This window comes from Phyllobacterium trifolii, from assembly GCF_014192095.1.
GTDB lineage: Bacteria > Pseudomonadota > Alphaproteobacteria > Rhizobiales > Rhizobiaceae > Phyllobacterium > Phyllobacterium trifolii.
The window spans coordinates 75,420-95,573 of sequence record NZ_JACHXN010000009.1 but is presented as its reverse complement, the minus strand read 5'-3'; the positions used below and the strand labels follow the sequence as shown (position 1 = coordinate 95,573).

The window sequence follows — 20,154 nt, the reverse complement described above, 5'->3', positions numbered from 1 at the left end:
TTGCAAGCACGGATATAATGCTACCGTAGGTATCAGGCTGCGCGGGTCGAATGCCGGAATATCATAGTGGCAGAGTGTATGTCTGCTTCACGATCTGGCTTGGCACGTCGGTTTTGACATTCTGAATTCCATTTTTCCGCGTCAGGTGCGCGGCCTGGAAACGCCGGTAGTCATCGAGATCGGCGACGACCACGCGCAGCAGGGCGTCACTCTCCCCGAGCATGATATAGCACTCCATTACTTGGGGGAGCTGCTTCATTGCGTCCATGAAGTGATCGATGGTTTCGGCATCCTGTGCCGTCAGCCAGACCCGCGCGAACATCGACAGACTGAGGCCGATCTTCGCGGCATTGAGAACCGCCACATAGCGATCGATAATCCCGGCCTCCTCCAGGAGCTTGACCCGGCGCAAGCAGGGCGAGGCTGACAAGCCCACCTCTTTGGCAAGCTCCACATTCTGCAACCGTCCATCGCGTTGCAGGGCGCGAAGGATACGCCGATCTATGTCGTCCAATTTTGTTGGCATGTGATGCTAACTTTCTGGCCCATGAAGAATCCGATGCCAAATCTAGGTCACACAATGGCATCTTTGCAACCAAATTGCGAAACCGCTGTCCTATGATTCCAATCATGGAAACAGGAACAATGATTTTCTTCACCGCAACCGTGCTGCCGTTGATCTGCACGCCCGGCCCCGACATGCTCTTTGTGGCATCGCAAGCTTTGTCGGGTGGAGCATCCGCTGGCTTGCGTTCGACCGCAGGCATTTGCCTGGGTTATATGGTTCATTCCGCCCTCGTCGCCCTCAGTGTCGCTGCAATAATCGCCGCCTCCCCGATGTTGTTTGAGGCGCTGCGTTGGCTTGGTGTCACGTACTTGATCTATCTGGCTTTCCAGCTTATCCGATCTGCGATGAAGGTGGGGCAGATCACCCTTTCGGCCGTACCGGCCAATGGCCAGCTTCGGCGGGGATTCCTGACTGCGTTCCTCAATCCTAAAGGCATGATGATCTATTTTGCCATCCTGCCGCAATTCATGCAGCATGGCGGAAGCATTCCTCTGCAGGCGCTCATCCTGTCTGCGATCTTCATCGCCCTTTGTGGGATCGTCTATACGAGCTTGAGTGTCGCGATCGCCGCAGTCGGAAGAAAGGACCGCTTCAGCGATTGTCGCCGCAGATGGGTAGAAGGGACAGCAGGCGCATTGTTACTCATTGCCGCTGGTCGATTGGCGGCAAATTAAGAATGATTTGGGATTTATGGTGCTGTGGCCATTGCCGGTACGCGGGGCAAATTGCGGGGCGGGGATAGTTTAAAGCCACGGCGTGATGAGGTACGCGCGCCACGGTGCGAAAATTACCCGTCAGCTTCACCATCCGGTGTGGCACTTGTTTGCCATTTCTGCGGATCTGCTATCCCGGTACAGTAGTCTCTTTCGGTCGAACCCCGAAAACAGAACATTCAACCGGTCCGGCAACCTTGCCTCGATGACCTGTTGCCGTTGCCAAGGATCGAGAAATGAGGCTGCCCGGGCAAGACAGCGCGGATCCTAATTGTCTTTGCCACGGAGTTCCAAAAGCGCTGTCAGCAACCCCGGCTTCAATACTGGTATTTGCTAAGGAACGCACATGGTAGCCGTACCATTCATCACAAAAACGCCTGATCTCAAGCGCCTCCCTCGCCGGCCGGGTACCGATGGCATCAATCATACTTTCGGCGTCTGCAAGACTGTTCGGCCCGATGTTCATGAAGCACATCCTGTATCTATCGACCTGTTCAGTTGACAATGACCCTATTGGATTTGCGGATGCCTCCAATGGCGGGCATATATAGATGGTGATTGCCATGGACGCAACAGTCATCGCGACCACGTGAACCCAGCGCCTATTCAATTCCCAAAGCCTTTTTGACGGCGGCACGGTTCTTCGGCGAATCATCGAGGATACTTCGCCTTGTGCAATCGGTCTGCATTATTTGCTGCGAGGTACGTCTTCAAAGTATGCACAGCCGGTCCCATGGCTCTTCTTCATTAACGGTCGATTCAAACCCTGCTTCCATCATCAGAGGATAGATTGCGACGAATTTTCGAATTCGCTTCAAACGGATGAGTCTTCTGAATTTCTGCGATGTTCAAGCCGACAAGACATTTTACACACCAGGCTTTGCCTCAAGATGAACGCCCTCGTTACATTTTGAACTGCTTCAAGAAAATACCTCAGCGCCCGGAGCGTCGGCGGTTCCGTTTACCTAGGAAATCAATCCCAGCTTACCAACCTTACGTGAGCCTGGCGACCAAATCGGCCAGGGGTGGAATCCCCTGATTGACTGGGTCGAGACCAAGACGATCACCGAGGTAGGTGTAAAAGGAAAGACCGAGCTTGCGACAGGTCTTCACCAGACCGAGCATTACATCACGTGCTAGGCGGCCTTTTATGCTCATGGTGCCGCCGGAGATTTTGCGCTTGGTGACACAGGCGCGCAGATCATTCTCGGAGGCATTGGTATGCAGCGGGATCTCTGGCTTCTCGAGGACCTTCAGCAATTCGCCTTTGCGCCGGTGCAGGCGTGCGAGCAACTGGTCGAGCAGTTCAAAGCCGGTGCGTAGGGTGAATATTCGGTCGAAGCGAGCCCGGAACGCCTGTGCTGCTCCCGGAGAGGGTTTGTCTTTCCACACCTTCAGTGCCCGGTAAAAGCACCAGATGAGATCGCGGATCATTTCGACGCTTTTCGCCTGTTTCGGCGTTGCCGGCATCAGCTTGTGTATGAGCCGTTCGGCATGCACCCAGCACAATGCATGGTTAGCGATACGGAACTGCCCGGCATCGTCAGAGACAACAACGGTCTTGCCCATCAACCCATGATGGCGAATGGCTCCCCAGATGGCTGCCTCACTCAATAGCCGCACCCGCTGCTTGTCGAAGATATCGATGGAGCAGCTTGCCAGATGTTCCAGCCACGCCGCCTGTGAGGACAAGACCTTTTGCGGACGAGCATCCAGCTTTGCGATCAGGGCAGGATCGATCTGTCGGGTGCGCATATAGTCGATCGCTGCATCGTTGATGACATAGTCTTCATGGCCTGCCCGCAGCAGCGACAGAAAGTTCAATCGCGATTTCGACCAGCCGGTGCGGAATACTGTAAAACGCTCACCGCCGATCTGGGTGGTCACACCATCGCGCCGGCAATGGCGGGCACCGGTATCGTCGACGGTGATGTATGGCGCTGATACAAGGCCGGCATGCAGGACTGCATGATCTTCCGCGGCAAACCGGTCGAGATCCGCCGTCAACATGCGCACCACCTGCCGCTTGGAAATATCAACGCCGATCCCGTTCAGAATCGAGGTCAGTCGCTCCATTGTTATCTGGCCTTCGGCATGCATGGCCAGGCAGAAGCGCCGCAAGCTTGGCCCGACGCCACCGATGATGCCATCTGGCAAGGCCCCAAGAATTATCTTGCCGTCCTGGGTGACCCAGCGTTCTCGCCTGTAACGTACAACTTCAGATGCCAGAACCAGCTCGCGCACTAGAATGGTCCTGTAGCCCTTGAAACGCGAGCCTTCCGGAACATCCGCTTTCAAGGTCACCTCGCGGGTTACCCGACTATGGTCGCGCTTGGCGCCTCTCCCCGGGCCCTTGCTCGGCATTTCGGCCTTCGGCGGCTGTGTTGCCTTCTCCATACCGGATGACGGGAAGGGCGGCCGCGGCGGAAGGTTCTTCAGGCGGGCGATCTCGTCCCGCAGCATCTGGTTCTCAAGCCGCAAGCGGTCATTGTCCAGTCGGAGCTGTTCATTGTCTTCACGCAGGCTTTGGTTCTCGACACGAAGTTCCGCAAATTCCGCGTCCGTCTTGTGGGCCTTGCAAACCAACCCGACAACGAGTTTGCGCATCGCACCGAGCGACAAAGTCTCGACAGATTCAACCGGTGGCAGCTTCATAAGCTCGTTGAATCATAAATCACTACTGTTGGGAATCCGGCTCGCCCCGCAATTTGCCCCGCCTACCCATTGCCGTCTCCAATCAAGGAAAAAGCTTGAAAGCTAGTGCATTGATAATTCGTCAACTTTATTTCGCAACGGAAGCCAAGAGCGGGATAACTTCCGTCTGATGGACTGCAGGATGGCGGCTATAGCATGTGGGAGATTGAACGAGGGGCGAGCGCGCGAGCATCTGATTTGAAAACGACGATGTCACGAAAGGACCGCGTCTGTCAACGTTTTCGGAAGTGTGGAGCCCCCTGCCCTTCGCGTTTAAGCCGGTCTCTTCAGGGAAAACTTCAGTCTATTCTTTTTACAAGAATGTTCAAAAATGGAATGAAAACTCCGATAAATGTTATGAGCGTCGCTTTATACGGAACAAGAAGGCCCGCGCAAAACCGGATTTGATAGTCGGTTGGGGCGGGTTCACTGAGTTCTTGCCATGAAAGTTCTCAGCTGAGAACTTTCATGAGGTCGCCTTCGTTTACCAATGGCGAAGCAGTCGGTTCCCTAAAAGTTCTCAGCTGAGAACTCCAGTGCCTTGCTCTGGCCGCTTTAACGGCCGCGATTTCTGTCAGGATTGTTGTAGTCCATAATTCTGCGAGCTGGAAGGATACATCAATTCGGCTGGTGGATATCTACGAGATCTAACGTCGAAGAGCGGGCGGAGAATTTTCCCTTGGGCCAATTCTTATGGGCGCTGCTCCGAATGCGCTAGCAGGGCGAGAACGTTGCCTGATAGTCGACCAGCGTGTGTGCAAATCCACCCTGACATCTGTCAAAGATTTTAAGGGCAGAAAGAAAGGATGTCATCTGGGCGGTCTTTGAGGATGCTTTTTCGAACAACCTGCAACTGACCGGACCAGATGACGCCCCGCCCGGTGAGGGCCATCCGAGCATTTGCCCCTAGCTCTGAGGATGCACTCGATGTCTTTGGTCAAGTGTATCCTGCAGCGAACCTTGAACATCAATTCGGTCGCTTAGGTGAGCCTTTGACGGAAAAGGCGAGGGCAGGGAGCTTTGCGCAGGGCCAATGCTGATGGCGGGGTAGAAGGCAAGTGGCGCGCATCCGTAGTAGGTGGCCGTGTACGCGATCGTAGGTACAAGGGATTGGTTATCCGCCGGTTCCTGGCTGTTGCAGCGGAGTCGTGGGACCGAGGTTGGGTGGCGCATCCTCCGTCGAACAAAAAGCGAGTGCAGCCAGCAGCGCAAATCCCATGACCAGCGCGAGGAAGAAGAGGTACCGTTCTCTCATCTGTCTCCACCGCTTGGGCGCAATCCGAAGTGCATGTTCCAGCCCAGACCATAACCTGAATGGAGAGCGCCAATATGTCAAATTGCTGGGTCTTAATTTGATTGCTTTTTTGGCGGTATCCGGATTTGACCCCGCCGGCGCAGCCCGGTGTTTCGAGATGGTGCTCGTATGTCTTTCCAACCTGGGCCGCGGCCCGTTGCCTCGACGCCTGGTCGCCGCTCATCATTCCTTGGCGGAACTGCGAATGACCAAGCAGAAAAATCCAGCGCCAGCGGCCGCTGAGTGGCCCGCCATCGATGCGATAGATCCGGCCGATATCGATACCGTTCGGTGCAATCGCCGTGAACAAGTGCGAGGGCTCTTTTGCTCCAATGCCGGTTTTCTGCCAAACGATGTTGTCCGTGACTCTCAAACTCTGTCCTCGCCCTAGTTGTTTCATCCGGAACGAGGATACCTAGCAAACGTGTCATCAAGATATGGTGACGAAATCTCTGGAGATCGTAGCGGCTCAAGCATGCATCGGCGCTAGCTGCTTTCGTTGTTGCGTTGGCCTTATGCATTATTTCGATCATCAGGTGCTTCGATGTCGATGGAATCCAAGGCCACGGGATAGTCTTAGCCTGCTCGCCGTTGCAACCGCGGGATTGGTCTAAGTGTCTTCGATGGTTTCGGCAGCGACAATGAAACTCTCGTCCAGGGCGTGCTTGTTCAAGAGTTCGACAATCCGATTGAAGTCTTGGGTTCCCGATTCCACCATTCTTTATAGCCGGGACGCCTGTGCAACGTTCAGATCGGATACGCCGAGACGCAGTGTCCGCATCCTTCGCGACATCTATCACCAAATCCGCTGTTCCTGTTGCGTGGCGGCCCAATCAGTAGCCATGGATTTCTCTAATCTAATAGAATGAACGGGGCAAATAACGTCAATTTCTGGCCTGTATAACAATTCTGGCCCGGTCAAGCAGGTGTTTTACCGACGAAGCTGCCCGTGTCGATGATCCGCGCGCTGTCACTCGTGCATCGCCACAAGCTGCCTTGCAATATCAAGGAATGTTAGATCCGGGTTGGTGTTGGCAATCCCGGCGATCAGTGGCATCAATCGTTCTTGCGGCGTGCGCCGAGGTGAGGGGACAATCAATCCTGGATCAGCAAATCCCTCGCGCACCAGCCGTTTGACCGAACGACGTAGGCGATCAACCGACCATTTCTGCCCTGTCTCGCAGTTAAGACTCCGCGCCACGTCTTCTCAGGGATGATCCGGCCGCATGCGTTGCACGATTGGCAACCATGATGACATGGTTGCGGTGAAATCCGCGCGATGGCTCCTTCTCGTGCCGCGACGCCTTAGCAAGCGGATTCGGCGCAGTTCACGGAAGCCGGGGTTGCAAGAAACTTACCGCGGGCTTTCGCTGCTTTAACCCCCGCCTTCGTCCGTTCGGAAATAAGCGCCCACTCGAGCTGCGCCACGGCACCAGGAATCTATAGCGAAAACATCGGATCGTGCAGCGAGCGGGAATGCGCCTTATTGTCCTCCAACTCCTCGATGGCAGCGAGCAGGTGGCTGACAGAGCGTGCCAGACGATCGATTCGCACCACGACCAATGCGTCGCCGCGTCTAATTTTGTCGATCAGCTTTGCCAGCACCGGACGCGCCTGTGAAGCACCAGTGCGGCGCTCTTCATAGAGCGTGTCGCAACCGGCCGCCCTCGACTCGATCATCTGTGCGTCGTTGGCCTGATGTTCCGTATAAACGCGGGCGTAGCCGATGAGGAGATTGATCGGTTTCTTTTGGCTGGGAACCAATTTTGAATGCGCCTGCGAACGGACAGAGATGTGGGCGAGTCTATTTTATGGTATTCTCATCTGGCCACATTTGCGCGCTGTGAAGAATGCGCAGGACGCGGACCATATCGGCTGTCACAGCGTAAGCAGCAATATATGGCGGTCGGGGAATGACTAATTCACGCGTCCCGGCGAGACGGTCGGGCCTTCCGCTCTCTGGAAAGTCTAGAAGCCGGCGGGCCGCCAAGACGATTTGCTCATCTACATGGATCGCTGCTCGCGGATTTTCGGCTTCGATATACGTGAAAATGTCATCGCGATCGGACAGAGCGAATTGCGCCCAAACGAGCTTCGTCACTGAGAGGTCGCCGCCTTACGTAGCGCCGCGGAGCGTCGATTCGCAAAATTAGCCTCGGCATCGGCGTCGTCAGTGTCCGGTCGCGTGTCATCGAGGGCTTGTTGCACTTTTGCTCGAAACCACGCGTCATAGACGCTGCTGTTGCTAATAAGTTCCAGAGGCAAGGCACCTTCCCTGGCAGTGCGTGTCAATAGGATACGGACTGCATCTGAGACCGTAAGGCCCATGGCCTCCAGAACCGCTGTGGCACGCTCCTTCACCTCTGCGTCTATTCGTGTCTGGACCAAAGCGTTTGAGGGCATCTTTGAATCTCCATCATTGGCTTGGATAATGTAATGCATATGAATCACAAATGCCAGATGAGACAGCGTCGGTCCAGCTTCAAAAGCGGCGGTTTGTACAATATCGGAAGTTATGGATAAACGGTCGTTTGAAAATGCCGATAATAGGAAAGGAGCGGCCCTATAGCCGCCCAAACCGCCGAAATACAAGGAAAACGGGTGTTTGGACGACCACAGAGACGCATATCGCTTCGGTTGCAGAATCGGCAGAGGGAACCATCCATGGAATTCATTTTATAGTCAGTCGAGAAGAAGGGAAGCGTGGGTTAGATGCGGGATAGCAACAAATATTAAGTAAAAACAATGCACGACCATCCACGAAACGTTCGACTGTGAAATTTCAAATCCGGGTAAGCGGGGCAGATTTCCGGGCAGATAGATTTTCAAGCACAGCGAATTCTGATTCAAGTGGCATGAAGCTGCCATCCGTTGATTCGGCGTTGTCACCTTGTTGGCAAAGAATGTATGGAAGCAGTGATCTGGGTTTTCAGGCGAGTGCTTCGGTCATGGTTTTCCACTCGGCCATGGCGCCGAGGCGATGCAAGTGAATTTGAAATGCGGACTGGCTTGTGCGGGGTGGAACGAAGAGATTGCGGACTGCAGAGAAGATCGAAACGAAATGCTGCAGGCTGCCCGGCGAACGGAAGCCCTGCATCACTCTCTCCCGTTTTCGCAACGGCACGTGGGAGTTCTCCGCCCGGTTATTCAGCCCTTTGTGCGACCGATGTTCGACGTGGGCCATGAGCTGACGGCGGGCAGCTCCGTAAGAACGCAGTTTGTCGGTGATCATGCGCTTGGGCGCCATGCCTTGTTTTCTCAGCAGTCGTTTGAGCAATCGCCTCGCTGCCTTGGTATTGCGGCGGCTCTGGACAATTTCATCGAGGACATATCCGTCCTGATCAACAGCACGCCATAGCCAGTGCTTTCTGCCATTGATGCTGATGACCATTTCGTCGAGGCGCCAGATATCATCACGGCCCGGTTGCTTGCGATGAAGGCGATGCGTGTAGTGCGGACCGAACTTCTTTCCCCAACGCCGGATTGTCTCGTACGAAACCACAATACCACGCTCCAGCAACATTTCCTCGACCAGACGCAGACTCAAGGGAAACCGGAAATAGAGCCAAACTGAATGAGCGATGATCTGTGGTGGAAATCGATAATTCTTATAGCTGATGCGAGGTTGCTTCATACCTCTGCTTCTACCCTGCAAACCTTAAGCCATAAACAAGGTGACAACACCCTTTCACCAGATGCAGCTGGAAGGCACTGTACCTTAACTTGCCGGTTATTTTGATGACCGACAATGCTTTATGAACAACGCTTGCTCGCCTCTGTATCGCCGCCATCGTTTTCCAGCCGAAGTCATCGCCGACCGGTGCCTGCCACATTGTACAGCACTGCGTTTCTCCTATCTCCAACCTTGGCGCTCAGTTTGATGCTGCGTGAGGAGCTTTCTTAGCGTCGAGTGAACGGAGCGTGAGCCGCGTCAAGCCCCGAGTCTTCGAAGAAGATATGCTCGCCCTCTGGCCAAGTCAGATAGTGGAAACGACCATTTCAAGCATTGCGCGGACTTGCCCAGCCAATGCCTTGAGACGATCGTTTGGGATGGCCAGCATCGAGGCTACTGGATCGATCGCGCTGACCATAACTTGGTCTACGCCGGTCGATCGAACTATCACATTGCAAGGCAACATAGCACCCACTTGGGGTTCAATTTTCATGGCTTCGTGAGCCATCTTCGGATTGCAGGCGCCTAGGATAAGGTAGTTTGCGACGTCCTCGTTTATCTTCTTCTTCAACGTCGTCTTGACGTAATCTCCGTGAGAATGCCAAAGCCTTCGGCGGCAAGCGCTGCGCGGGTCCTCTCAACGATCTTGCTGAATTCTTCGCCCTGAAATGATCATCGATTGGTGTTGATCCAGCGCAAACTAAGCCGCAGCCCAATTTTAAATCTTGTGATGACCCATGTCTTGAAACCAGCTCAATCCGCAGCTGTCGCGCGGTACTCGGCCGTTCATGCTTCACAGCTGCATTTAATGATATGATAATGAAGTTGGAGGGATTCTCGAATTAACTACAATCATGCCAGGTGCCCTCAAAATTCGAACATTCTGCTTTCTCGCGCCAATGCGTGCTGCCAATTGCGTTGGCGAACAAGACGTTGGCTGACGTAAATATCTACCTCCAGCGCTGCGTCGATAAATGCAGTTCTGGCACAGTCAATCGATGATCTCCCGGCATAGGCATCCATGCATGTTCGCAATGCCCTCTTGTAGTATGGTCCATCTTTATGGGGCCACCTGAATACCAACACGCCCGCGGCCTGCTCTACGGAAGAAACAATTTGCGTTTTGCTATCAAGTTCTATGTTGACAGATGAAAACGGCTGTTTTGGCATATGCTCAACTCCCCGAGCGAGCCTCCCTGGCTTTTAGCAAAGTCCGTCATTGGGCTTCGCATGGTCGATCAGCTCACCAAATTCAAAAGCGGTCATTGATATAGCGCAAACTTGGGCCATTTCCCCCGCATCGATCTTGCAAGCGCTAAACTTCCAACCGACGCAGCGGCGCCCAGTTTTTGTCCCAGGAGTGAAATTGGGCAATCTTGCGCGCTCAGTGGAAGAAACCGCCATCGGAATATGTGTAGTGAATTGCCCGTTTCGGAATGCTCGCTGCATGTTCAGCTTAGAATACCTGGAGCAAACAAGGGGATCCGACACAAATGTGCGATTACAGATATCGCTGTGTTCGGTTGCACGCGCGACCGATACGCGCCGTGCGCTCAATGACAAGCTGCTGGGCACGTCTTGAAAGGTGCATTCCATTCTTCCTTTCTACCAATGCAACAAGACTTTTCAGCCGGGCAAGCATCTGGCATTGCTTAATGATGCCTTTGTGCTTGAAGCCCCTCAACGCTTGCCACTCATCTTCTGACAAATCACTCATTTTAAGCATGACTCGTTCCAACTATGATTAAAGCAATGCGCCCGCGGAAAGGGGGATGTTTAGTTTTCTGTAGCTATCTGCGCATTGATATTGATCAAACGAACCGGCATAGCGGGCGGCGTACCCGCGTCGCCTAGCATCGCCGTGCCTCTCTCATTGATTGTGGATTCAAAATCAACAAACCCGTTACCTCATATAATTTTGAATTGGACTTCAAAGCCGCTTTGGCCATTTCGCGGGTTTGGCTGTTATCCTTCATTGACCGCAAGTTCTTGTTTTTTGTTCCAAACTCGCTTGGATTTCTTCTATCAAACGTCGCTCACTCCGCCAAATAACAACGATACATTTCCCCGGTTTTGGCTTCGCATCATATAGCACCCCGATTCTTTTGATCTTAATAAGCTGTAGGGATGGCTTTTTTGCCGGAGGGTCGCCACGTCGCAGTCGAGCACATACCGCCAAATCGAGTACGTGGATTTCGCCTTCGCAATCAATGCCTTCCAGGTGTGCACGTCGTCAGTTGGAGAAGTTGGACGACCAGGTTCGCTTTATGCCAGGCCAGACAAAAGACCATGAGATCGCCCCCGTTGGCGTCGTGAAATGTATTCGCGGCTTTCGGCTATGATCGATCTGGCCGTCATCCTCGATGCCATGCGCGCCCTGAGATAAATAGGTGGGATCCACATTTGATCCAGCGCAATGCTGATGTGCAATTTAGATGCTAGTGATTGAGCTGAAGAAATCATCGCTGCACTTGGAAGCTCTACGCAGGTGTCTTTTCCGCGCGCTTTGGAAGGACCCTAGAGCGCCTTTTTAGCGGAGGAAACTATGTCGTATAAGGATATTGTCGTCTACCTAGATGCCAGCGACCTAAACGAGCCGAGGGTCGAGACTGCGATCAAAATAGCCAAACAACACAAGGCGAAGTTGATCGGCGTCGACATCAGCACGGGTGAAGCTTTCGAAGGCGAAAGACGCGAACAGGCGCTTGCTATCCAGGACACGTTTGAGAACATGGTTCGGATCGCTGGGGTGGAAGCGGAGTGCCGGGTGGCCGGTACTTCAGCCACAACTGCGCAGCAGCTTTTCTCGCATTGCGCGGATTTCATCGTCGCCAGCCAGCCCCATTCGGACAACGCTCATCTTGCGGCCGCAGCAGTCCCCAAAGACGTGCTGCTCACGTCGGGCGTCCCGATGCTCATCTTGCCGACCGGGTGGAACGCCAAGGAGCCGATCGGGCGGAGCATCCTCTTGGCGTGGAATTTCAGCCGGGAATCGACACGCGCGCTCCATGACGCAATGCCGCTGCTCATCAAAGCTGAGAGTGTCGCGCTTTTTGTCTTCGACGCAAGCTTCGATCCACGCCGATCCGACGTGCTGGACGTGGTGGCTCACCTCCAACGACATGGGATCAAAGCTACGGTCGATGGTTGGCGGGACACCGGCAAGATCGATGCGATCAGCGCGCTGTTCGCAAGTCTGGATCGCGATGACGCCGATTTGATCGTCGCCGGGGCCTACGGACATTCACCTTTGCTGGAATCCGTATTTGGGGGTGCCTCCGAACAACTTCTTAATAACATCTCGATGCCCGTGGTGATGTCACATTGATCTGAACCAGCCGGCTCCGATATTGGAAGGCCCAGCGTTATTAATTCACAATTGGGTCGATGCCGCCTGCCAGTCATCCCGTCGGCGACAACTGCCGATAACAGCGATTGCCGTGCGGTTTGATCGGTAGCGAAGGCACGTTTCGAATTCCAACAGCCTGAAAATCGAGTGCTTCCACAGCCCTCTCCAGCAGATCGGCGGCCTGGTTCTGCCGACGGAAAACTTCCTCAAACGGTGTCGGCTCGCCATTACCGGCGTGATCATCCCGACTCGCGACGCGCATCATCAGGCCAACGTGAAAGGACAGGATGTAGTCAAGACTGGGGAAGTGGCGCTGAGAATAGAGGTTGGTCATGTTTGTGATGACCCACCAGCGGTCCTTGTCGGTGCTCACATCCCAAATTTCGTAAGGTTCACCCATTGCGTACTCGGTTTTAACCACCAAAGTCGCGGTGATAGGATTGATCAGGGGGGTGGGAAATATCTAATCGATAGTCCCACAGCTTGGAGCATCGTCCAGAGTCTGCAAGCTAGGGTTGAGGCAGGTTGATGAGGGAAATACAATGAGTGACAACGTCGTCCGTGACAGCAATGGCAACCAGTTGAATGACGGTGATTCCGTAACAGTGATCAAAGACCTAAAGGTCAAGGGTACCTCGACTGACCGGAAATTCCGGTGAGGTCGAGTGCAACACCAAGCAGGTTAAAGGCTTGGTGCTCAAAACGGAATTCCTCAAGAAGAGATAATGGGAGTGACAGCAGAATATATCATCCGTTCTACGATACACTGGTCCAAATGGTGAGCGCTGGCATGCCCTCGCAGAGCCTACTGCTTGATCACGTCAGGAATAGGAGCGGCAAGATGAGCACCAAATCGGGGTGAGGTACGCCTGATGGTCATTCGTTTCATCATGCTTCAGGTTCGAATTTCTTATACGGCGACCCCTCCTGTAGCCTCCAAAGCCTATCGATATGGTCCTATTTATGACAATGGATGCAGTTCCGATATCATGGCGAACGCCCGCGATCAGTGGCGCACGGAGAGGCCTGTTTGATGGGTCAGAGATCTTTTCGCCAGGCATGCTTCAACCTGACGTTTAAATCGTCGAGAACAGGCACGATTGCCAGCGTCAAAAGGATAGCGGCAAGGATGAGTGATGCGGCGAAGCCAAGTTGCTTGAAGCCTATTGCACCGGCCACGCCCCCGGAAAAGAACAACCCAACAAGCGAAGCGAGCAACTTGAGTTTCTTGCGGTCGGCTCTGACGAAAGGTTTGCCCGAATCGTGCCGTGAGGCGTTCCAATAGAAGAGCTTGCCAAGTTCGATGCTCATGTCGGTCACCAGACCTGTGACATGGGTGGTGCGGATTCTTGCACCCGAGAGTTTGGTCATGATCGCGTTCTGCAGGCCCATGATAAAGCAAAGCAGCATCACCGTTGCCGGCACGAACAACCCTTCGTGCTGTCCGAGATTGCTGCCGAGCACACCGAAGCAGATCAACAGTACAGCCTCAAACACCAGCGGCAGGGCATATTCGCTTTGCAGGTTCAGGCGACGACCCCAATTAACCAGGACCGCTGAACAGGCAGCGCCCGTGACAAAGACAAAAAGGCTGCAAGCCCGGCTAGTGCAAGGTCAATTTCGCCAAGCATCAGATTGTCGGCCATCGACGAGACGATGCCCGACATGTGCGAGGTATATCGGTGAACCGCCAGAAAGCCCCCAGCATTCGCTGCTCCCGCAACAAAGGTCAGGAACCGGGCAAGATGCCGATCAGACTTCTCGAACCGCTCTCTGCCCGCAAGCCTGCGCAAATATGGGATCATCGTTCAAACAGCATTAATTATGATGATGGGTGGGCCAGGGCGAGAACTATTAAAACCGGGGACGGTGTTGGCTTTCGGACTTGCGGTGTCTGGCCATTGTCAGAAGACGCGGCCCGAATGATACTCTTGGTGTCTAGTTGAGTTTTTGCGGTAGATGGCGAAACCTCACCCCTCGACCGCCGCTATCGCTGCGCGCGTGCTCGCCGATCAACTCGATCCCCGCCCGGTCAAGGGCGCCGACGACCTTCATCAGGCTGTCGACGATCCCCCGCACATCGCCCTCGCTGGCTTCCATTCTCTGTATGGTCGGCACAGAGACGCCTGCCATTTCCGCCAGGGTTTTCTGATCGATGCCAAGAAGCGCGCGCGCAGCCCGCAATTGGTTTGCTGTGATCACAATGATATCCGTGTTGATAGATGAACAATAATATATTGCATCCTATCACTGATGTGTGAAACATCAATATGAAATGATAAAATACGTTCGCCCTCTTGGCAGAGGGCGCGTCGGACGTTATCATAACTCCATGACTGAGCGATACCGCCCACAGCAGGAACATAACGATACGTGGACCGTGATTGACGCTCAAACGGAACGGGCGGCGGAAATGGGCAGTCGCACCATCGTTGGCATGAACCAGCAGGATGCAGAGGAACTTGCCGAGCTCCTGAACAAACTGGAAGCGCAAAAGCAAGGAATGGATACCGAAGCGGATCGCTGAGGCGGCGGCCTTTGCATCTTGACGCACCTAGCTGCGGCCGCAGTACCGGTGAACAGCAGGAAATGTGATGAAGCCACAAAAGCAGCCGTTTGCCGTCGAAATCAAGCTCAGCCGCCGAAAGCAGAAGTCAACCGTACAGTCGATCTGGAGCGATATTGATTTGCGCGCCTATCAGTCGACGGAGAGCGATCCGGAGAGTTCGACCAACAAACCGGAGACTTCGGCAACGCCTATCACAGATGAGGTTGAGGTCAACGACATGATCGAAGATTTGAACAGGGAACCAATCACACCGTCGTCCGTTGGCATCGTCACATCCAGCGGCCTTCGCTATGTTCAGGTCTACAACAACGCGGCTCAGCATGCACTGATTGGACCGTTCAGAACGCTCGAACTAGCGCAAGGTGAAGCCGCTAAATGGATGGCGCGCTTCCAATTAGAATCCCAACAATGATCCCGGCGGCCCGCAGGCGGCGCTTCGATCGGCATTTTGCCGATACAATGAATGATAAGCGTTACCCTAAAATGGAAGTGTCCCCCATTTCTGGCAGGTTTGCTCGAAGTGGAATCGCGGTGGACGTTCGGATTTACAGAGCAACTCCTTCGGCCGAGGATGCATCCTGGACATTGGAAGTTGTGTCCGAGGAAGGGAAGTCGAGAATTTGCGGCAACACGCTTCCCACGGATCATGATGCGTTCAACGTATTTTACCAATTGGTTGAAAAAGGTGGAATTGGTGCGCTCTTGGAGGAGTAGGCGCATCGCTTTAAACGCCGGAGAACGCAATGGCCAAACGTAAGAGACCAACACCACCGCCCATTGGCGTGCAACCGATCATCCAGCCAAATGCATGGGACGCCAAGCTTTACCAGACTTCAGATCAGGTCATGAACGCTATCAAGCAAGAGCGCGCGCAGGTTCGTGAAAAGACTGCTCACCTGCGAGAGGAGCGACTGAAAGCGGAACAAGCAAATGTGGAAGAGAACCCTGCGGCTCCGAGGCGAGAATAGATTGCTAAAGCTCTATCGCGTATGAAGGCAAGTCGAGCCGATCAAAAGAAACGCTAGTTCGCCAGCGCTTGGCAGCGACTGCGGCGAGCGGTCGTCTTATGGCGTCCACATCTGCAGGATAATGTATACCAATATCGCTATTGGTGTCGCGATACTCAAAGTAACGAGTGTGTCGTTTGCGATATTTTCCAATCCCTCTGGTGTTCATGTTTGTCAGGAAATGCCATAATTAAGCCCTCCATTTTTGGAGTATATTTTACCACGATCTCTCGTGGAAAGCGTCGTGATCTAAAGGCTATATCTAAAAGTTCGCGGAGGAGCGTCCCCCGGCGATTCGTCCGGACTAGCAAAGACCCGATAGCGCTTTTCAGCGTGCATTTGGTCAGTCGCGTCTTCGAAAAACCGACGATAGTTCATGAATTGATCCTGCATCATGAACTCACCAGCGTCTCGAGCTCAGCAGATACACGTCGCGACGGTGGGCATTTTGCCACGCATGGATAAACAAGAGCGCTTGGCACCAAATACGCCTTCGTATCTGGCCTGGAGGTGGTCATGTCTTGCCGATCCACTTGCTCATGTTAATCAGGTGGTTCGAAATCCGCCAGTCCGGTAGATATGATGTGCGCGTTCATTGTCGGCGGCAACGCGCAGCCGAATTTGTTCAAAACCTTTTTCGGAAAGACCGGCTTCCAGAGCGGTCAGCGCTCTCTTCCATAGCCATTGCCCTGATGCGCTGGAAGAATATGGAAATCACTGACGAAAGCCGAACGTGAATTTTTATCCGGGCGGTACCAAACATAACCAAGACAATGTCCCTTCCGCGCTCATCGTCGGTGATGCAGAGCACACTTGATCTGGTGTGTCCGGACCATCGGCCAGATCCTCAGCGATTTCTCGTTTTGCCTACACGAAAGCAGCGGTATCGTTCAGGCCATAGTTCGTCGAAATTTCCGCCTCGTAATCCGGAATGAAATAGCGCAGATATTTTGCAAACTCGCTGGCGCGCATAGGCCTGAATACAATCATCAACCGTGTTCCTATTATTCAATTTCGGGCATAACATCTGGGTCGGTCACGCCATCGGCTTTTTCCCGGGGATCGGGTTCGACCGCGTAAACTAAGTGCCCATTTCAGTCTACGGTATACATCATGAAAGTTCAGACTGGTTTGCAGCATTTTTCCGGCTCAAGCATTTTGTGGACGAAACAGCAGTCCCCACTCCTTCGGAAACGCCGCGGACGGCCATCCCTATCAACGAGGGCGCATTCGACCCGTGCCTCGACTAGAACATCGGTGCCGCGCCGGATCGTTTGCAGCAAAATTGCGCGCGCGCCGGAAATCACAGCCGTTTTAGTTTCGATGGTGAGAATATCGTCCACTCGCGCGGGCTGCCGGAATTCGATCTTCATCCGCCGCATCATCCAGATGACCTGGTCACCTTGCCTTCAGCAAGCTCAGCGTGATGCACGCCGACCAGCCGCAATACTCGATCCGCCCCCGCTCGAGGAATTCGAGATAGCGTGGATGATAGACCGTACCGGAAAAATCGGTATTGGCATAATAGACGCGGGCTTCGAGCAGGTGCCCGGTCTCGGTTAGGCTCCCGGCCAGTGCGGCCCCGTCATCAACGGGTAAATCGCTTTGATCGCGCATTTCGGTTCCCTTTCCGACTTTGCATCGGGCGACGCCAGTGGAAGTGAGCCAACTTGATTGCGGGCATCAATCTCCGCTGCCATGAACAACTTCGCTGATCAGAATGCCTTCCGCGCGGCATGTGCATTCGCGCCGAAACACGCAAGGCCGATACTCATCCCGCCCGACCAAGCAATTGACGCGGCGCAGGCGCCTTCATAATAGCGACCCACCTCGATCCACGCATGCGGCGGCGACCGAAGTGTGAGGATTGCAAATCCGATTGCCGCCAGCCAGAGCTGGACCAGCAGGGCTTTGCTCGCGTGATCCGGTTCGGCTGGCTGCATCAGCCGGGACGCACGGCGGATATGCGCAGCGGTGAAATCGACAAAATGGTTACTGGTCAGTGCAATTCCGATTGCCGTCAGAAGATAGATCCAGGTCAGCAGAGGCGAGACAGAAGCCGGCAATGACTCAGCATTAGGGCAAATCTCCGCCAAAGTCGGAGCTATCAATCCGGAGCGTGTGACCAAAAAAACCAAAAGCGCCGCCATTGCAACGGCCATGAGTTGTGCGCATGCCGCGACAAGCCCAGCCTGGAATAGCCGGATTATGGATCCTGCCCTCACAGGACACTGGTCCTCATGTTAATATGGTTCAATAGCGCGAGCAATCCTTTCAGTATATCGATCGGCGGCGGCGGGCAGCCTGGAATGTGGAGATCGACCGGCACCACTTCCGAGACACCGCCGACAACAGCATAGCTGCCCGCAAAGCAACCGCCGTCAAGAGCACAGCCGCCGATGGCGATGACCCATTTGGGATTGGGCGTCGCATTGTAGGTTCGCTCCAAGGCCTCGCGCATGTTTTGGGTAACGGGCCCGGTCACGAGCAGCACATCGGCATGCCGGGGCGAGGCGACAAACCGGATGCCAAGGCGTTCGATGTCGTAAAAAGCGTTGCTGAGGGCGTGTAACTCCAGCTCGCAGCCATTGCAGGATCCGGCATCGACCGCGCGGATCGACAGGCTGTGGCCGAGACGCTGGCGGGCCGTCTCTTCGATGGCCACCGCGAGCGCGATAAGGGTTGCGTCATCCGGTTGTGGCAGCTGTTCTGTCAGCGGTGGCCGGATCAGGCTTTCAAAGAAGAGTTTGCGCATGACGGTTTGCCTTTATAGATCGTGACCGGAATAGGAACAGTTGAACGATTTGTTGCAAAGCGGGAAGTCGGCAACGATATTGCCCTCGATCACCGCCTCGAGTAGCGGCCACTGGAACCATGACGGATCACGCAAATGGCAGCGATCAATCCTGCCGTCATCGACAAGACGCAGCCAGACCAGTATGTCACCTCGGAAACCCTCGACAATAGCCAGACCCTCTCGCGGTTGGTGAGCGTCCGGAATTCCGGCACGCACCGGGCCGTCCGGCAGTTGTTCCAGCATCTGCTCGACGAGCGACAGGCTTTGTTCGACCTCGCGAATGCGTATCCAGATGCGGGCATTGACGTCGCCCTCCTTGAGGACGGGCACCTCGAAGCGCAGGTGATCATAGGGCGGATAGCAAAGAGTGCGGCGGACATCGAAACTGCGTCCCGAAGCTCGCCCGACATAACCGCCCGCGCCGTATTGGCGGGCAAGGTCAGGTTTGAGCACACCTGTCCCGACGGTTCGATCCTGCAGCGATGCGGTATTGTCATAGAGTTCGACCAGGGGTGGGAACCGCTGTCTGATCTCGGTAATGAGCGCCTGAAGGGCAAGCGCTCCCGCATCGTTCAAATCCGTTGTGACACCGCCAGGAACAATCTTATCGCGCATCATGCGGTGGCCAAACGCGCTATCGGCGGCGCGCAAGACACGCTCGCGCAGCATGCTGCAATGAGCGTGCATCAGCGCAAACGCAGCGTCATTGCAGATGGCACCGATATCGCCGAGATGGTTGGCCAGCCGCTCCAACTCGGCCATCAGCGCCCGTAACCAGAGGGCCCGTGGCGGCACCTCAATCTCCAAGGCAGATTCGGCAGCTCGCGAGAAAGCAAAGGCATAGGCGACCGTGCTGTCGCCCGATGTTCGACCGGCGACGCGCACGGCCCGGTCGAGGCCCACTCCCGCCATAAGAGCCTCGATCCCCTTGTGGACATATCCGAGGCGCTCTTCGAGACGGACAACGGTCTCCCCGCTCGCGGTGAACCGGAAATGTCCAGGTTCGATAATACCCGCATGTACTGGGCCAACCGGGATTTGATGCAAACCGGCTCCTTCGGCTGGCAGGAATTCATAAGGGGGTGATATGGGCTGTACATCGCTGCGACGTCCCAATGGAGACCGCAAGCCCCAACGGCCGTGGTCGAGCCACGGCCGCGGATCAGGTATGCCTTGCGGTTCGAGCCCGGCCAGATCTCGGAGCGCACGTTCCAGACGAAGTGCGGGCGGATGATACCGTGCGATCGAGGGATAGCCGTCTTCAAGGTCTTGCAGGCGGATGATACCGACCGTGGCCGTCGGCTCTTCGAGGAGCGCCATGTGAACTGCGTTCGCTTCCCCCCAAAGACCAAGCAGGGTCCAGTGACCATCCGCCAGCGCACCGGCCGCAGCTACCCAGCCCGTCTGATCGACGACGGCGGACAGCCAGGGACGATGGCGTTCAACCGGGCTGCCCTGCAGGATGAGATCGATAAGTGAGGGCATGTCGA

23 protein-coding genes and 5 pseudogenes are annotated in these 20,154 nt (G+C 54.7%); 7 read left to right on the top strand and 21 right to left on the bottom strand.

Features of this window, described 5'->3' with window-relative positions:
* Window positions 1–61 precede the first annotated feature (61 nt).
* Window positions 62–526, bottom strand: coding sequence for an Lrp/AsnC family transcriptional regulator (locus FHS21_RS15150; protein ID WP_183662544.1), 465 nt, complete (start codon window positions 524–526; stop codon window positions 62–64).
* A 104-nt stretch (window positions 527–630) separates the two neighbouring features.
* On the opposite strand from FHS21_RS15150, the gene FHS21_RS15145 reads away from it, so the two are divergent.
* Entirely contained in the window at window positions 631–1,242 is a 612-nt protein-coding gene (locus FHS21_RS15145) for a LysE family translocator (protein ID WP_183662542.1), read from the top strand.
* 169 nt (window positions 1,243–1,411) lie between these two features.
* On the opposite strand, the gene FHS21_RS15140 is transcribed toward FHS21_RS15145, so the two are convergent.
* From FHS21_RS15140 to FHS21_RS15095, 10 genes and pseudogenes are all read right to left on the bottom strand, one after another.
* Entirely contained in the window at window positions 1,412–1,747 is a 336-nt protein-coding gene (locus tag FHS21_RS15140) for a hypothetical protein (protein WP_183662540.1), read from the bottom strand.
* A gap of 527 nt (window positions 1,748–2,274) precedes the next feature.
* A complete protein-coding gene (locus FHS21_RS15135; protein ID WP_183662538.1) occupies window positions 2,275–3,936 on the bottom strand; it encodes an IS66 family transposase in 1,662 nt (553 codons plus the stop codon).
* Between the two features lie 1,153 nt (window positions 3,937–5,089).
* On the bottom strand, window positions 5,090–5,230 hold the full coding sequence (locus FHS21_RS15130; protein WP_183662536.1) for a hypothetical protein: 141 nt from the start codon (window positions 5,228–5,230) through the stop codon (window positions 5,090–5,092).
* Window positions 5,231–6,153: 923 nt separating this feature from the next.
* Window positions 6,154–6,949, bottom strand: a pseudogene (locus FHS21_RS15125) (recombinase family protein).
* A gap of 124 nt (window positions 6,950–7,073) precedes the next feature.
* Entirely contained in the window at window positions 7,074–7,370 is a 297-nt protein-coding gene (locus tag FHS21_RS15120) for a type II toxin-antitoxin system RelE/ParE family toxin (RefSeq protein WP_183662533.1), read from the bottom strand.
* Entirely contained in the window at window positions 7,367–7,672 is a 306-nt protein-coding gene (locus FHS21_RS15115; protein WP_183662531.1) for a type II toxin-antitoxin system RelB/DinJ family antitoxin, read from the bottom strand. The genes FHS21_RS15120 and FHS21_RS15115 overlap by 4 nt, the downstream gene beginning before the upstream one ends.
* Window positions 7,673–8,198: 526 nt before the next feature.
* Window positions 8,199–8,903 (bottom strand): IS6 family transposase, encoded by a 705-nt coding sequence (locus tag FHS21_RS15110; RefSeq protein WP_183662529.1) that lies wholly within the window; start codon window positions 8,901–8,903, stop codon window positions 8,199–8,201.
* A gap of 343 nt (window positions 8,904–9,246) precedes the next feature.
* Window positions 9,247–9,587, bottom strand: a pseudogene (locus FHS21_RS15105) (DUF302 domain-containing protein).
* A 222-nt stretch (window positions 9,588–9,809) separates the two neighbouring features.
* Window positions 9,810–10,112: a DUF982 domain-containing protein gene (locus tag FHS21_RS15100; RefSeq protein WP_183662527.1), complete on the bottom strand. Its 303-nt coding sequence runs from the start codon at window positions 10,110–10,112 to the stop codon at window positions 9,810–9,812.
* 331 nt (window positions 10,113–10,443) lie between these two features.
* Window positions 10,444–10,668 carry a hypothetical protein gene (locus FHS21_RS15095; RefSeq protein WP_183662525.1) on the bottom strand — a complete coding sequence of 75 codons (225 nt, stop codon included), beginning with the start codon at window positions 10,666–10,668 and terminating at the stop codon, window positions 10,444–10,446.
* A gap of 819 nt (window positions 10,669–11,487) precedes the next feature.
* Between FHS21_RS15095 and FHS21_RS15090 the strand changes: the two genes are divergently transcribed.
* A complete protein-coding gene (locus tag FHS21_RS15090; protein WP_183662523.1) occupies window positions 11,488–12,270 on the top strand; it encodes a putative universal stress family protein in 783 nt (260 codons plus the stop codon).
* 73 nt (window positions 12,271–12,343) lie between these two features.
* Here the strand turns inward: FHS21_RS15090 and FHS21_RS15085 are convergent, their stop codons facing one another.
* A complete protein-coding gene (locus FHS21_RS15085) occupies window positions 12,344–12,664 on the bottom strand; it encodes a hypothetical protein (RefSeq protein WP_183662521.1) in 321 nt (106 codons plus the stop codon).
* Between the two features lie 169 nt (window positions 12,665–12,833).
* On the opposite strand from FHS21_RS15085, the pseudogene FHS21_RS30705 reads away from it, so the two are divergent.
* Window positions 12,834–13,017, top strand: a pseudogene (locus FHS21_RS30705) (PhnA domain-containing protein).
* Window positions 13,018–13,335: 318 nt separating this feature from the next.
* Here the strand turns inward: FHS21_RS30705 and FHS21_RS15070 are convergent.
* Window positions 13,336–14,096 (bottom strand): annotated as a pseudogene (locus FHS21_RS15070) (YoaK family protein); the annotation flags it as partial.
* Window positions 14,097–14,229: 133 nt separating this feature from the next.
* The gene (locus tag FHS21_RS15065) at window positions 14,230–14,493 is read right to left on the bottom strand and encodes a helix-turn-helix domain-containing protein (RefSeq protein WP_183662517.1); all 264 of its coding nucleotides are present in this window, start codon (window positions 14,491–14,493) and stop codon (window positions 14,230–14,232) included.
* 130 nt (window positions 14,494–14,623) lie between these two features.
* On the opposite strand from FHS21_RS15065, the gene FHS21_RS15060 reads away from it, so the two are divergent.
* The 4 genes from FHS21_RS15060 (at window position 14,624) to FHS21_RS15045 (ending at window position 15,828) form a co-directional block, all read left to right on the top strand.
* Complete coding sequence (locus FHS21_RS15060) at window positions 14,624–14,818, top strand: hypothetical protein (RefSeq protein WP_183662515.1); 195 nt, start codon at window positions 14,624–14,626, stop codon at window positions 14,816–14,818.
* A 67-nt stretch (window positions 14,819–14,885) separates the two neighbouring features.
* Window positions 14,886–15,272, top strand: coding sequence for a hypothetical protein (locus FHS21_RS15055; RefSeq protein WP_183662513.1), 387 nt, complete (start codon window positions 14,886–14,888; stop codon window positions 15,270–15,272).
* Window positions 15,269–15,574: a hypothetical protein gene (locus FHS21_RS15050; RefSeq protein WP_183662511.1), complete on the top strand. Its 306-nt coding sequence runs from the start codon at window positions 15,269–15,271 to the stop codon at window positions 15,572–15,574. Before FHS21_RS15055 ends, FHS21_RS15050 begins: the two co-directional genes overlap by 4 nt.
* A 29-nt stretch (window positions 15,575–15,603) precedes the next feature.
* Entirely contained in the window at window positions 15,604–15,828 is a 225-nt protein-coding gene (locus FHS21_RS15045) for a hypothetical protein (RefSeq protein ID WP_183662509.1), read from the top strand.
* A gap of 701 nt (window positions 15,829–16,529) precedes the next feature.
* On the opposite strand, the pseudogene FHS21_RS31540 reads toward FHS21_RS15045, so the two are convergent.
* The 7 genes and pseudogenes from FHS21_RS31540 to FHS21_RS15020 all read right to left on the bottom strand — a co-directional run.
* A pseudogene (locus FHS21_RS31540) lies at window positions 16,530–16,595 on the bottom strand (hypothetical protein); the annotation flags it as partial.
* A 139-nt stretch (window positions 16,596–16,734) separates the two neighbouring features.
* Window positions 16,735–16,857, bottom strand: coding sequence for a hypothetical protein (locus FHS21_RS31200; protein ID WP_281386101.1), 123 nt, complete (start codon window positions 16,855–16,857; stop codon window positions 16,735–16,737).
* A gap of 131 nt (window positions 16,858–16,988) precedes the next feature.
* Window positions 16,989–17,240 carry an acyl-CoA thioesterase gene (locus FHS21_RS31360; protein WP_312879884.1) on the bottom strand — a complete coding sequence of 84 codons (252 nt, stop codon included), beginning with the start codon at window positions 17,238–17,240 and terminating at the stop codon, window positions 16,989–16,991.
* A 25-nt stretch (window positions 17,241–17,265) separates the two neighbouring features.
* A complete protein-coding gene (locus FHS21_RS31355) occupies window positions 17,266–17,484 on the bottom strand; it encodes a hotdog family protein (RefSeq protein WP_312879883.1) in 219 nt (72 codons plus the stop codon).
* Between the two features lie 98 nt (window positions 17,485–17,582).
* Window positions 17,583–18,092 (bottom strand): hypothetical protein, encoded by a 510-nt coding sequence (locus FHS21_RS15030; protein ID WP_183662507.1) that lies wholly within the window; start codon window positions 18,090–18,092, stop codon window positions 17,583–17,585.
* A complete protein-coding gene (locus tag FHS21_RS15025; protein ID WP_183662505.1) occupies window positions 18,089–18,622 on the bottom strand; it encodes an NADH-quinone oxidoreductase subunit B family protein in 534 nt (177 codons plus the stop codon). Before FHS21_RS15025 ends, FHS21_RS15030 begins: the two co-directional genes overlap by 4 nt.
* Before the next feature lie 12 nt (window positions 18,623–18,634).
* A complete protein-coding gene (locus FHS21_RS15020; RefSeq protein WP_183662503.1) occupies window positions 18,635–20,149 on the bottom strand; it encodes a hydrogenase large subunit in 1,515 nt (504 codons plus the stop codon).
* Window positions 20,150–20,154 lie beyond the last annotated feature (5 nt).

Bases quoted from the DNA above. Each gene is read 5' to 3' on its own strand.
- FHS21_RS15100 (WP_183662527.1), bottom strand. From the start codon at position 10,112: ATGCCAAAACAGCCGTTTTCATCTGTCAACATAGAACTTGATAGCAAA.
- FHS21_RS15110 (WP_183662529.1), bottom strand. From the start codon at position 8,903: ATGAAGCAACCTCGCATCAGCTATAAGAATTATCGATTTCCACCACAG.
- FHS21_RS15090 (WP_183662523.1), top strand. From the start codon at position 11,488: ATGTCGTATAAGGATATTGTCGTCTACCTAGATGCCAGCGACCTAAAC.
- FHS21_RS31200 (WP_281386101.1), bottom strand. From the start codon at position 16,857: ATGATTGTATTCAGGCCTATGCGCGCCAGCGAGTTTGCAAAATATCTG.
- FHS21_RS15150 (WP_183662544.1), bottom strand. From the start codon at position 526: ATGCCAACAAAATTGGACGACATAGATCGGCGTATCCTTCGCGCCCTG.
- FHS21_RS15135 (WP_183662538.1), bottom strand. From the start codon at position 3,936: ATGAAGCTGCCACCGGTTGAATCTGTCGAGACTTTGTCGCTCGGTGCG.
- FHS21_RS15050 (WP_183662511.1), top strand. From the start codon at position 15,269: ATGATCCCGGCGGCCCGCAGGCGGCGCTTCGATCGGCATTTTGCCGAT.
- FHS21_RS15095 (WP_183662525.1), bottom strand. From the start codon at position 10,668: ATGCTTAAAATGAGTGATTTGTCAGAAGATGAGTGGCAAGCGTTGAGG.
- FHS21_RS15025 (WP_183662505.1), bottom strand. From the start codon at position 18,622: ATGCGCAAACTCTTCTTTGAAAGCCTGATCCGGCCACCGCTGACAGAA.
- FHS21_RS15130 (WP_183662536.1), bottom strand. From the start codon at position 5,230: ATGAGAGAACGGTACCTCTTCTTCCTCGCGCTGGTCATGGGATTTGCG.
- FHS21_RS15145 (WP_183662542.1), top strand. From the start codon at position 631: ATGGAAACAGGAACAATGATTTTCTTCACCGCAACCGTGCTGCCGTTG.
- FHS21_RS31355 (WP_312879883.1), bottom strand. From the start codon at position 17,484: ATGCGCGATCAAAGCGATTTACCCGTTGATGACGGGGCCGCACTGGCC.
- FHS21_RS31360 (WP_312879884.1), bottom strand. From the start codon at position 17,240: ATGAAGATCGAATTCCGGCAGCCCGCGCGAGTGGACGATATTCTCACC.
- FHS21_RS15060 (WP_183662515.1), top strand. From the start codon at position 14,624: ATGACTGAGCGATACCGCCCACAGCAGGAACATAACGATACGTGGACC.
- FHS21_RS15140 (WP_183662540.1), bottom strand. From the start codon at position 1,747: ATGAACATCGGGCCGAACAGTCTTGCAGACGCCGAAAGTATGATTGAT.
- FHS21_RS15020 (WP_183662503.1), bottom strand. From the start codon at position 20,149: ATGCCCTCACTTATCGATCTCATCCTGCAGGGCAGCCCGGTTGAACGC.
- FHS21_RS15055 (WP_183662513.1), top strand. From the start codon at position 14,886: ATGAAGCCACAAAAGCAGCCGTTTGCCGTCGAAATCAAGCTCAGCCGC.
- FHS21_RS15115 (WP_183662531.1), bottom strand. From the start codon at position 7,672: ATGCCCTCAAACGCTTTGGTCCAGACACGAATAGACGCAGAGGTGAAG.
- FHS21_RS15045 (WP_183662509.1), top strand. From the start codon at position 15,604: ATGGCCAAACGTAAGAGACCAACACCACCGCCCATTGGCGTGCAACCG.